Source organism: Sporosarcina beigongshangi, assembly GCF_033485195.1.
In the GTDB taxonomy this organism is placed as follows: domain Bacteria; phylum Bacillota; class Bacilli; order Bacillales_A; family Planococcaceae; genus Sporosarcina; species Sporosarcina beigongshangi.
The window spans coordinates 157,654-170,098 of sequence record NZ_JAWLIR010000008.1 but is presented as its reverse complement, the minus strand read 5'-3'; the positions used below and the strand labels follow the sequence as shown (position 1 = coordinate 170,098).

Below are 12,445 nucleotides of genomic sequence, written 5' to 3'. Positions count from 1 at the left end.
GGCGGATGTCACAGATTTTGAAGTGAGTTTTGCTCAATTCAAAATCTGGACGCAATTATGTCGGGTCGTAATTGATTATGTAGGAGGTAAAATAATGAAGTTTACAGTAGGCAGAAAGTTATGGAGCGGTTATGCTGCCGTTCTACTTTTATTGGTCATTGTTGGGGCGGTTGGTTTTTGGTCACAAACTAAAATGAGTAATGAGTACCGATCTATGATAGATAATCAGCTTGCAAAGACGGTCCTGCTTGAGAAGATGGGTTCTATACAGTATAGGATGTCAAACGATGTTCGAGGATTATTGTTATTTGAATCTATTTCCTATCAGAAAAATCTAGAAAAACTAGGTGAGGATTTTGGGGAGCAATGGGGAATAATTGACCAAATGTCTAGTACGCCAGCTGAAAGAGAGTTACTAAATGAATTAAATTCATCACGAGATATTTATGTTCAAAGTATTAATACAATCATTCAGGAATTTAATAGTGCCAATGATGAAAGAGCGTTTAATATTGCAATTGACGCGGCAATCTTTCAAGAACAAATGGAAAAAAGTATACATAAATTGATTGAATATCAAACGGAAGAAACGAAGCGAGTGGAAGCTGCAATTACTAATTTAAAACAAAGTTCAAACATGTTAACGTTTGTTCTAATTGCTGCAGCTATTTTGATAAGTATCGCTGTAGCTGTAGTCATTAGCCGAAGTATTGCACGTCCAGTTAGAAAAGTGACGGATGCACTTGAAGAAATCGCGGAGGGCAATTTTTCAATTGAACCAGTAGTAATTGGCAATAAAGATGAGATTGGGGATATGGCAGCTGCATTCAATGTGATGACGAAAGACCTTCGTGTGATTATTTCAAATGCGCATGAATCTGCGCTGCAGCTTGCTGCTCAAGCAGAAGAATTGTCTGCGAGCTCTGAGGAAAGTCTCGCTGCATCCGAGATGGTTGCGGAAACGACGGAAAAGAATCTACTGGGAAGTGAGTCTCAAGCGGCAATTGTTAGTGAGACAAATCGTGCCATTGGGGAAGTGGTTTCGGGTATTAACCAGATTACGGAAGATAATGAAGCGATGCTGTTATCCTCAGAGGACGTTGCACGCCTTGTTAAAGAGGGTGCCTCTCTTATGGAGGATGTTAACGGTCAAATGACAGTGATTAGTTCTGCGATTGGGCAATCAGCTGGCATTATGAGTGGCATGGCGAATTATTCAGAAGAAATCCGAAAAGTTACGTCATTGATTACGGATATTGCTGAACAGACGAACTTATTGGCATTGAACGCGGCGATTGAAGCAGCTCGTGCTGGAGAGCATGGTAAAGGCTTTGCGGTCGTAGCAGAAGAAGTGAGACATCTTGCAGAACAATCAAAACGTTCGGCAGGAGAAATTGGTAATATGATTGACACGATGATTAGTAATGTTGCGCAGGCTGTGACCAGCACAGAAGATGGCAGTCAGCGTGTAGAAGAAGGGCTTGTCGTGACAGAGCGTACTCGCGATGTTTTCAATCGTATTGAGCAAGCGGCGGGTGATGTCAGTGATAAAGTGACCACCGTTTCTGCTGCGATTGAGCAGATCCGGACAATGACGGACGAAGTATTAGCAGGTGCTGGAAAAGTACAAGACCTAGCTGTAGAATCATCAGAAGCCGCTCAGTCAACAAGTGCGGCGACAGAGCAACAGTTGGCTGCCAACCAAGAAATTTCTTCTAGCGCACAATTGCTAGCAGAGCTTTCTGAAAAACTACAAAGTGATATGGGACGATTTAACGTGTAATAATCAAGTGAACGAAGACATCCTTTAGCTCTAGTTTTAGTGGCGAAAGGGTGTCTTTTTACTGACTGTATTTTGTTGAATCAGTATAATAGTTATAGTTATTTACAAAGTATTTACGTGAACATTACATACTCTTCACATAGATGTTGCATTTATCCTATAAAATGAATGTAATGATCTATTTATTGAATGGAGAGAACTTTTTGATTATGTTGGAAGAAAATCATTTGGAAACATTACTTTTTACGATTCTGCGAAATAAAGATATTCAAACAGTCTTTCAACCGATTCTTTCCTTGGAAACGGGGAAGGTGTTTGGGTACGAAGCGCTAAGTCGAGGTCCGATCAATACGCCATTACAAAATCCGGAAAAGTTATTTACATATGCAATGGAAAGTGGCCAGCTTTGGGAGTTAGAATCTCTTTGTCGCACAAAGGCTTTAGAGTCAGCTCATAGACTTCATATAGAAGCTAAATTATTTTTAAACGTAAATCCAAATATCATGAGTGACGCGAAATTCAGACAAGGGTTTACAAAAGACTATTTAAGTCGGTTTAATATAGATGCCGAAACAATCGTTTTCGAAATTACTGAGAAAGAGGCAATTGGAAACTTAGCACATTTTAAGCAGACGGTCACTCATTATAAAGAGCAGCTTTATCAAATTGCAATTGATGATGTAGGGTCGGGCTACTCAGGCTTGAATATTTTAACAGATATTCATCCTCATTTTATGAAGCTGGATATGCAATTAATTCGAAATATTGATCGTGATCAAACGAAGCAATCGCTAGTGAAAAGCTTATGTGAATTTGCCGCGCATTCTCATATTCATATCATTGCAGAAGGGATTGAGACTGACAAGGAATTGGGAAAGCTCATTGAATTAGGCGTTCGTTTTGGACAAGGCTACTATATTCAAAAACCGAATTCGAACCTGCTACCGATTAAGGAAGAGGTCATTGCATTGATTGTAAATGAAAACAAGCATAAACAAAACCATATTTCCAATCGAAACACGGATAAGCTGGTAAAAAAAATGTCGACTGCTTTACAAACAATTGATGGTACGACGTTAGTCGACGAAGTAAAACTAATGATGAACCAAGACCATAATATACCAGGGTTTTGTATTGTTCAGCAAAATCAAGTGATTGGCGTCATTACCCGCAACCAGTTACATGTGAAAATTAGTGGTCTTTATGGATACAGTTTGCTCAGTAAAAAAGTGATAACAGAAATTATGGATACGGACTTTTTACAGGTAGACGTAAGTACGCCGATCCACACGGTGGCGAAACTTGCGATGATGAGAGATTCAAATCACTTGTATGACTTTATTACGGTGACGGAAGATGGCCGTTATTACGGGATTGTGACTGTAAAGGAACTGTTGGAGAAGACAATGGAAATTGAGGTTAATTTTGCGAAGCATATGAACCCGTTGACAGAGTTACCGGGTAATGTTCTGATTGAACAACAATTGCAACATTGTGTGGAGACGCATGGAGGATACGGTGTGCTCTATTTGGATTTGGATAATTTCAAGCCCTACAATGATGTATATGGTTTTGAAAAAGGGGATCAAGTATTAATGCATCTCGCAGAGCTGTTAAAAGAAATAGTGTCTCCGAATGATTTTATCGGTCATATTGGTGGGGATGATTTTATCATCGTAGCCACATCAGCACAAAGTGTTTTGTATTGTAAACAGATCATAGAACGGTTTGATGCATCCATCGAGCAATTTTATAAGAAACAGGACGTGGAGAACGGTTGGATTGCATCGAAAAATAGACATGGAAAAGATGAGTTGTTTCCGTTATTGACGATTTCCATCGCGGGTATTATGAATAATCATTTTCAGTCTACCTATGATTTGACGAGGAAAGCGACTGAAGTGAAGAAGCAATGTAAGCAGTTGGTTGGCAGCAATTATATATTCCTCGAAAGCTGAGCGGCGTTTAAAGAAGTCTTTGGATTCGGTAAATAAAAACGGTTAAGAATAAAGCTGTTTGCCTTTGGGCATTCGGCTTTTTATGGTTTAACGAAATAATTGGGGGAAACTGAATTATTCTACTATTATAGTTGCTACTATTCAGACTGAATGGTAAAATTCAATTCTGTCTAATTTGATTCAACAGGGGAAGCCCCCTGTTGAATCAAATTAGACCTCCGGTGGATGTCCCAAATTTTGAAGGGAGTTAATGGCGCAAGCGCAATTCAAATTTGGACGCAAATACGCCGAAGCGTAATTGATAAAAACCCCAACATCTCCTTGTCTAGTCATGCAGGACGCAAAATACGATAAATGGAGGATCTGTCTCATGCAGCAACATCCTGATTTTGAGTTTGAATTAGAGCGCCTTGACTACACCAAACACTACATGCAGCAATTATTAGTAGAATCACGACGTGACGTAAAATCCTCACAAGATGAAATTCGTAAATCGATGGCGGACTTGGAGTATTTGGACTCGAGTTTAAGCTACATCAATATTTTAACCAATGCCCGCTTTTTTGAAATGGCTCGTTCTCAAAAAGAAGGGCTAGAAGCGATTCAGATGAAACCTTATTTTGCCCGGATTCATTTCCAAAAGGAGGATGAGGAGGCGGAATTGCTCTATATCGGCAAGACGTCTTTATTCCACAGGGAAACGCAAGAACCGATCATTGTTGATTGGCGTTCGCCTGTGGCAAATGTCTATTACGATGGAAGGCTTGGTGACCTAACCTATCAAGTGCGGGAAGAAGAGTTTGAGGGTCATCTTTACTCCAAGCGGCAGTACCGAATTGAAGAGGGAGAGCTTCTGGATATTCGCGATATTGACCTGACAACGAATGACGAGTTACTTCAGGAAGCATTAGCTGGTAAAGCAGACACTCGTTTAACTGAAATTGTATCGACCATTCAAGCTGAACAGAATGCTATTATTCGGGCTAATTTGAAGCAACCGATTATTGTGCAAGGAGCGGCGGGCAGTGGGAAGACAACGATTGCACTGCATCGTATTTCCTATTTTTTATATACGATGGGTGAACATTTCCCGGCCAATAAATTGATGATTTTAGCACCAAGTAAATTGTTTATGGACTATATTGCAGACGTACTGCCCGAGCTTGGAGTGGGGCAAATTTGTCAGACGACGTATGCGGAATATGTTCTGGGTGCGACAGGTTTGAAGCTGAAGCTGACAGATCCCGATGCAAAGCTGGCGCAATTGGCACAATCCGCGACTTTGGACGTGGACAAGCTTTTTGTGACACGGGTCAAGGGGACACTCGACTATCGTGAAATTATGCAGCGTTATGTGTCGAAATTGGAACAAGATATGGCGGAGCTGTTTGAAGATGTCTTCATTGAAAAGTATCGGATTATAAAAGCTTCCCAACTGAAGAAGCTATTTCTTCAGGAGTTTGCCTATATGCCAGTTGAAAAAAGGTTGGAGCGTATTAAAATAGTTGTACAAAGTGATGTGAAGCGTAAGCATAAAAAATTGCTTGCTACTTTAACGACCAAATATGAGGAAGCGCTTGATAAAGCCTTATATGGTATCCGAGATGATGAACGACGGAAAGCTAAGCTGACGAGAATTTTAGACGAACGTGACGAGAGAATGCCAGCCATAGAAAAAGAAGGCAAGTCGACGACTTCTGTCTATATGCGTAGGTTTAAAAAATTCAATGTCAAGAAAGTGTATCGAGAATGGTTGACGAATGAACAGCTGCAAACAGCAATTGCCAGTCACTGGTCTGATCAGGAGAGAACTACTTTTTGGGAGTCGCATCAAAAGGAAACGTGGGAAATAGAGGATTTAGCAGCCATTTATTTTTTACAGGCCAAGTTAAAGGGTATTGCAGATGCCTGGAAAATGCGCGTGGTTTTCATTGATGAAGTACAGGATTACAGTGAATTTCAGCTGGCTGCATTGCAGGACGGACTGGAGACGGATATGTTTACGATGGTTGGTGATTTGGCGCAGGGAATTCATAGTTATCGCGCGTTAACGTCTTGGGAGCCAATCAAAGAAATGTTTCCAAGAGCAACCTATACAACCCTTCAAAAAAGCTATCGAACGACAATTGAAATAATGGATTTAGCCAATCAGGTGCTTGCCCAAATGGACGAGAATCTGCCTTTAGTAGAGCCGGTTGTTCGTCATGGGAGAGAGCCAAACTTTTACGACATGCCGACGTTTGATGCACATACAATTGCCCAGATTTATAATAAAATTACTGGACGTGGTCATAAGTCGGTAGCGTTGATTTGTAAAACGACAGCGGAGGCTACAAGAATTCATAAGAAACTGCGAGATTTCAATGTGCCTGTGCAATTATTAGGGGAGCAAACGGATATGAATGGGGCGTGCCTACTAATTGTTCCAAGTCATTTAGCAAAAGGACTGGAATTCGATGCAGTACTAGTTGTTGCGGTGGACGAGCCATTCCGGGACCATCCAATTGATCGGAAGTTGCTATACGTTGCCATGACAAGGCCGATGCATGAGCTACATATGGTTGGTGTGAATGTGTAAATTTAAGGGGGATTGGATGCGATGTTAACCTATAAGTCCTTTTGGGGAATACCTGATGGGGAAGTAGTGGTTGGCATTTTGAAGCTGCATGAAAGTGTCTTTGAAGAATCGGCTACGCTAGTCGATAAAATAAAGTCAAAACCGAAAGTCTTGATGAATATAGCCTTCGATCAATCGGTAGTAGTGGGCTATAAAATTGGGTATGAGATGGATGCGCATAAGTATTATAGTTGGTATGGGGCCGTTCATGAGGCGTATCGAGGGCAAGGAATTGCGGCAGAGCTAATGAAACAGCAACATTGTTTAATAGAGGAAGCCGGCTATACAATTGTTCAAACAAAGACTAGAAATAAGTGGCGTAGCATGCTGATTCTCAATATAAAAAACGGTTTCGATGTGATGGAAGTATTCACAGACGATGATGGCATTCATAGAATTGTGTTGGAGAAAAAACTAGTATAAGCGATGAAAAGCTTATACTAGTTTTTCTATACTATAAAATATAATTCAAGTACACCAACATAATTCCTAAATCAGCAAGGATATGACTAAGGATAGGGGCGGTGATGGAATTTAATTTGTATCTGAAATAGCCCCATAAGAGACCTGCTATAAACACGGGAATAACTGCGATGAAATTGAATGGAAATATGAAAATGAAAATGAGTGACACTAAGTGATAAAGACTATAAAAAAAGGAAGTAATGACAACAGTTTTTGCGATACTTACTTTATTTTCAAGGTGCTTGTACATAAAGTTTCTCCAGTATAGCTCTTCTAAAAAAGGATTGATGAAAATAAGAACTAAGACTAGCCAAATAACATTATCTCCAGTGAAATTCCAATCCATTAATAATTGACGCAGTGCAGTCAGATCGAATACCGTATCTTTCAGTACAGTCACCGCACCAAAAATAGCTAGTAAAGAAATAACTCCACTAATTAGGCCAACTACAATAGATTGACGACTGAATTGGTATTTTAGATTAAATTTGTGTTGTTTATTTCTAATCGAGCTGAACAGTGGAATAAAAAACAGCCAGCCATAAAAGAGCGCAAAAGTAATGAGGACACTTTTGAAGATGATTAAACCTATGTAAATCATAATTGTGGGTCCTACTAATAAGAGTGAGAGTTTCTTCATAATTCCTCCATTTACTTGATTCGCAAAAATGATGTTAGAAATAACTTCCTATTGTTAGTTATAATAGTAGTGGAAAATTGTGAGGAAAACAAGCCGACTGCTAAATGCAATCGGCTTGTTGTTAACCTGTGTGAACTTGGTCGTATGGAAAACGAAAGGACTCTTTTCTTTTTTTCAATAATAAAAAGAACAAGGTCAAAGGGCCAATTCTTCCGATAAACATAACGATGCACAGAAGTATTTTTCCGACATCACTCAGTTCAGCAGTGATGCCAACCGATAATCCAACAGTTCCGAAAGCGGAAAACACTTCAACGGCTAAGGCCAAGAGTGGAAGATTTTCAGAAATAGTCAATAGGAATAGTGAGCCCATCACCACAAAAATACTTAAAGTTGTGATAGCTAATGATCGAGTGAGCACATCGGTTTTAACAGACCTTCCAAATAGATGAGGCTCGGGTATACCTCTTACATATTGAATCGTAGCAAAAATAACGACTATAAATGTTGTCAGCTTAATGCCAGAGGCTGTCGAAGCACTTCCTCCCCCAATGAACATTAAAAGCATATTAAAGAGTAAAGAAGAATCTTCCATTTCACCGATCGAAACGGCATTAAACCCAGCAGTTCGCGGTGAAACAGCTTGAAAATAAGAAACAAGAAGCTTTTTAGCTAATGAAAAATCTCCAATCGTATGTGGGTTATGATATTCAAGAATGAACAACACAAGAGTCGCAACGGCATTGATGAGTAATGTCCCACTTATCATTATCTTCGTGTGTAACGTCCACTTACGAAAGGATTTCTTTGTGAAAATATCTGTAATAACGACAAAACCAATACCCCCTACGATAAATAAGGATGATAAAGTAAGGAGCACAACCGGGTCTCCAGAGAACTGGATTAGATTATCTGGAAATAGTGAAAACCCAGCATTGTTAAAAGCGGAAATAACATGAAAAACACTGTAATAAATTCCTTTGCCCCAGCCAAAATCAGCCGACCAGTAGACGGATAATAGACTGATCGCTACCCCCTCAGCAATAGCTACGAAAAGTAAGATCTGCTTAACGAGCTTTACCATGCCACCAATTGATTGTTCGTTGAACGATTCTTGAATGTAAATTCGGTTTTGCATGCCCACTTTTCTTCCGAACATGATGAGAATAGCAACTGCAAAGGTCATCAGACCAACGCCACCAAATTGAATAAGGATAAGCATAACGATTTGTCCAAACGATGTTAATGTAGTACCGATATCAAAAACGCTAAGTCCAGTCACGGTCGTCGCCGATGTAGCGGTAAATAAAGCGTCCGTCCATGTAATGGACTCAGTCGTTGCAAACGGTAATTTTAATAATAAAGTCCCCATGATAATAAGCAGAAGAAAACTCCCTGCAATCACAATAGGTGGAGATAATCGACGTCTTGAATGTTCTCTTGAATGCATCACGTATCTCCCCCATCTTTTTTATCCTATAAAATTCCCTTTTTACTAAAGAGTAAACATTGATTATCCAGAAGTTACATAACTAGACTAGGCGAAGGGGCTTTAACAAGGGGAGCGAATCATAAAAGTGATAGGATAGTATATGACGGTTACCAGCTTAGATGATTAGTATCACACAAAGGAACGTTTATTCGATATAATAGAATGTACAAAACCTAATTTATTTCACTTCAAATAGAAAGGAGGTTGAACGGATTGATAACCCAAAAGCAAATCCTAGACATGTGTGGAAACAGTTCGTTTAAAAGGGGAGAAGCTTTTCATCGTTCGGGAAAAGTGAAGATTAAACAATATAACGGCTCACACTGTCAAGCGGTCGTGATGGGAACGGAAAACTTTAATGTCACGATAGATGACGATGGAGAAGGGGGGATTCAGACGGAATGCAGTTGTCCTTCGCTACCTTACTATCCGTATAAATGCCAGCATGTGGCCGCAGCCATGCATGCCATCTCTAGGCTTGAGGAACCAACGGTGACTGACGGTCTGCTATCCCTTTTCAATGATAAACCTAAAAGGTCAACTGGACATCAACTTCATTTCGAGGACCGGGAAGTGCTTGACCTGCAGTTCACATGGATGCCTGTTGCCGTCAAGGGCGGGCATATGCTCGGTATCGAAATTCAAATCGCTTCAGTTCCAGTGGAGCATATTCGAAGCTTTTTGGGTCAGATAAATGAAGGAAAACCTATTCGCCTTTCGCCAACTTATACGTTTGATTCGAACCTCCATTGTTTTCCGAATGAAGCGGATGCTGTTCTTCAACAGCTCATTCTTATGAATCATGAGGAAAAGATGTACATAGTTGACGACTCAATCAGTCCGCAAACTTTACTCATCTCGCCAACGGCATGGGAAGGTCTACTGCCATTTTTAAATAACGCACCGTTAGTCAGATTAGGATATAACGGCAAATATATTGTAGGTATGCCTCTATCGCATGAAAGATTACCCGTAAAATTCCGTTTTGACAGGCTGGAAGGCAAGGGGCATTATTTAGAAATCAACGGATTGGCCAATATTCTTATCCTCCGGGATTATCAGTCTGTCCTATGCAATGGTCAATTGTTTCAGCTAGACCATGAGGATTGCAAACGTCTCGCTAATCTTAGGCAGATGGTCGAAGCTTCGGGGACTCGTCAACTACCAATTTCCAATGAACAAATTGGTTTTTTCCTAGAAAAGGTCGTCCCGGGGCTGCGGAGGATTGGTGAAGTTCAACTTGCCGAAACCATTTTGGACCAACTAGTGAAATCCCCGTTGCAAGCAATGCTTTACGTCGATCGTGTCAATAATCGCCTTTTAGCAAGCTTGGAGTTCCATTATGAACATATCGTTATTAATCCATTAACAGAAGACGACTTGCCGACGGGCTCTGTACTGGTTCGTGATTTAGAACAAGAAGAAAACATCCTTGCGTTAATGAAAGAAAGCTCATTTACGGAATACGATGAAGGTTATTTATTGCACAATGAACAATTGGAATATGAATTTCTACAGCATGTCCTGCCTAAATTGCAAAAGATTGTGAAGGTATATGCGACAACAGCGATCAAGAATCGGATTTTTAGAGGGAATGCCCGTCCGCGGATTCGCGTAAAGTCGCCGGAAGAGCGCACAAACTGGCTTGAGTTCAAATTTGAGCTGGACGGTATACCGGACAAGCAAATACGTGAAGTCCTTGAGGCATTGGAGGAGAAAAAAAAGTATTATCGTTTGCGCAATGGAGCACTTCTTTCATTAGAAACAAAGGAATTTGAAGAAATTCAACGTTTTTTGAATGAAATTCCTGCTGGGCTGGATGATTTGGAGAAAGGTTTGTCCGTTCCGATAGGGCGTGGAATCCGCATTCTCGCTGGTGCTGATGAGGAGGGAATGTTTTCTGTTGAAGCATCAGCACGTCAGTTCTTTGAACACCTCCTGAATCCAAGCAGCACAGGAATTGAGGTGCCACAGCAATTGGCAACGGTTCTACGTGATTATCAGAAACAAGGCTACCAGTGGATGAAAACCCTGGCATCCCATAGCTTAGGGGGTGTGCTGGCGGATGATATGGGGCTTGGCAAAACACTGCAGAGCATTGCGTTTATCTTGTCCATGCTGCCTGAAATTCGTGAGAAAAAGCGGCGGGTGTTAATTGTTTGTCCCTCTTCTTTAACATATAACTGGCTGAGTGAGTTTCAGACATTCACACCTGATATTTCTGCAGTAGTCATGGACGGACCAAAAAAGGTGAGGACAAAGCGGCGAACTGAATTAGAAGGCGTAGATGTTTTGATTACTTCTTATCCATTGATTCGCCAGGATATTCAGTGGTTTGAGAAACTAGACTTCCTGACAATCTTTTTTGACGAGGCACAGGCGTTCAAAAATCCATTTACGCAGACAGCACGAGCAATGAAAAAATTGCAGGCTGACAATCGATTTGCACTGACGGGGACACCTGTTGAAAATTCAGTGGAAGAACTGTGGTCCATCTTTCATGTCGTATTTCCTGAGTTGTTCATGGGCTTACGGGAATATAGTGAACTTACACCAAAAGCAATAGCCCGCCGGATTCGGCCGTTTTTGCTACGGCGGCTAAAAGAAGATGTTCTCGCGGAGCTACCGGGAAAAATCGAGTCAATAGAGACGACGGAATTGCTGCCAGAACAGAAGGAGCTCTACGCCGCCTATTTAGCAAAGCTGCGCCACGATACATTAAGACACTTGGATAAAAACACACTCCAGAAGAATAAAATCCAAATACTTGCTGGATTGACCCGATTACGACAAATTTGTTGTCACCCTGCATTGTTCGTGGACGGTTATCAAGGGAGTTCTGCGAAGTTTGAGCAGTTGAAACAGCTAATTGAGGAATCCAGGCTCGCCGGAAGAAGGGTATTGATCTTTTCCCAATTCACAAAAATGCTTGGCATTATTGGCAAGGAGTTAGCGGTGAGCGGGACTCCATTTTTCTATTTGGATGGAAAAACACCTTCAGAGGATCGGTTGGAAATATGCAATCGATTTAATGAGGGGGAGCGTGACTTGTTTTTAATTTCATTGAAAGCGGGCGGAGCCGGTCTCAATTTGACAGGAGCTGATACGGTTATTTTGTACGATCTTTGGTGGAATCCGGCAGTGGAGGAACAAGCTGCGGACCGTGCTCATCGCATGGGGCAGAAACGGGTTGTCCATGTCGTCAAACTAGTTGCCCGAGGGACGATTGAGGATAAAATGAATGAATTGCAGGAGAAGAAAAGAGATTTGATTGAAGAAATCATTGAGCCAAAAAATACGACCAGTACATTGCTAACTGAGGATGATATTCGGGAGCTGTTGGAAATATAAAGGCCGCTGTAGTCAATACGACTGCAGCGGTTTTGTGATTTACGAGTTATCAATCATTTCTATTCATATTTCACAAAATTGAAAGATGTAATTTCATAAATGAACGTGCTGTGTGATAAGATAGATATATAATGTATAT

7 protein-coding genes are annotated in these 12,445 nt (G+C 40.8%); 5 read left to right on the top strand and 2 right to left on the bottom strand.

The window, feature by feature from the left end:
• The first annotated feature begins 94 nt into the window (after nt 1–94).
• The 4 genes from R2B77_RS06685 (at nt 95) to R2B77_RS06670 (ending at nt 6,781) form a co-directional block, all read left to right on the top strand.
• On the top strand, nt 95–1,783 hold the full coding sequence (locus tag R2B77_RS06685; protein ID WP_203247090.1) for a methyl-accepting chemotaxis protein: 1,689 nt from the start codon (nt 95–97) through the stop codon (nt 1,781–1,783).
• Nucleotides 1,784–1,992: 209 nt separating this feature from the next.
• Nucleotides 1,993–3,741, top strand: a complete 1,749-nt coding sequence (locus tag R2B77_RS06680; RefSeq protein ID WP_232843449.1) for a GGDEF domain-containing protein — start codon at nt 1,993–1,995, stop codon at nt 3,739–3,741.
• A 370-nt stretch (nt 3,742–4,111) separates the two neighbouring features.
• The gene (gene helD / locus R2B77_RS06675; protein ID WP_203247092.1) at nt 4,112–6,319 is read left to right on the top strand and encodes an RNA polymerase recycling motor HelD; all 2,208 of its coding nucleotides are present in this window, start codon (nt 4,112–4,114) and stop codon (nt 6,317–6,319) included.
• Between the two features lie 21 nt (nt 6,320–6,340).
• Nucleotides 6,341–6,781, top strand: a complete 441-nt coding sequence (locus R2B77_RS06670; RefSeq protein WP_203247093.1) for a GNAT family N-acetyltransferase — start codon at nt 6,341–6,343, stop codon at nt 6,779–6,781.
• A gap of 31 nt (nt 6,782–6,812) precedes the next feature.
• Here R2B77_RS06670 and R2B77_RS06665 read toward each other — a convergent pair whose 3' ends face one another.
• Both R2B77_RS06665 and R2B77_RS06660 read right to left on the bottom strand, forming a co-directional pair.
• The gene (locus R2B77_RS06665; RefSeq protein ID WP_212391344.1) at nt 6,813–7,463 is read right to left on the bottom strand and encodes a CPBP family intramembrane glutamic endopeptidase; all 651 of its coding nucleotides are present in this window, start codon (nt 7,461–7,463) and stop codon (nt 6,813–6,815) included.
• A 121-nt stretch (nt 7,464–7,584) separates the two neighbouring features.
• Nucleotides 7,585–8,913, bottom strand: a complete 1,329-nt coding sequence (locus R2B77_RS06660) for a TrkH family potassium uptake protein (RefSeq protein ID WP_203247095.1) — start codon at nt 8,911–8,913, stop codon at nt 7,585–7,587.
• Between the two features lie 246 nt (nt 8,914–9,159).
• On the opposite strand from R2B77_RS06660, the gene R2B77_RS06655 reads away from it, so the two are divergent.
• On the top strand, nt 9,160–12,306 hold the full coding sequence (locus tag R2B77_RS06655) for a DEAD/DEAH box helicase (protein WP_212391346.1): 3,147 nt from the start codon (nt 9,160–9,162) through the stop codon (nt 12,304–12,306).
• The last annotated feature ends 139 nt before the right edge of the window (nt 12,307–12,445 follow it).

Coding starts and splice junctions, on each gene's coding strand:
- helD (WP_203247092.1), top strand. CDS start 4,112: ATGCAGCAACATCCTGATTTTGAGTTTGAATTAGAGCGCCTTGACTAC.
- R2B77_RS06670 (WP_203247093.1), top strand. CDS start 6,341: ATGTTAACCTATAAGTCCTTTTGGGGAATACCTGATGGGGAAGTAGTG.
- R2B77_RS06685 (WP_203247090.1), top strand. CDS start 95: ATGAAGTTTACAGTAGGCAGAAAGTTATGGAGCGGTTATGCTGCCGTT.
- R2B77_RS06665 (WP_212391344.1), bottom strand. CDS start 7,463: ATGAAGAAACTCTCACTCTTATTAGTAGGACCCACAATTATGATTTAC.
- R2B77_RS06660 (WP_203247095.1), bottom strand. CDS start 8,913: ATGCATTCAAGAGAACATTCAAGACGTCGATTATCTCCACCTATTGTG.
- R2B77_RS06680 (WP_232843449.1), top strand. CDS start 1,993: ATGTTGGAAGAAAATCATTTGGAAACATTACTTTTTACGATTCTGCGA.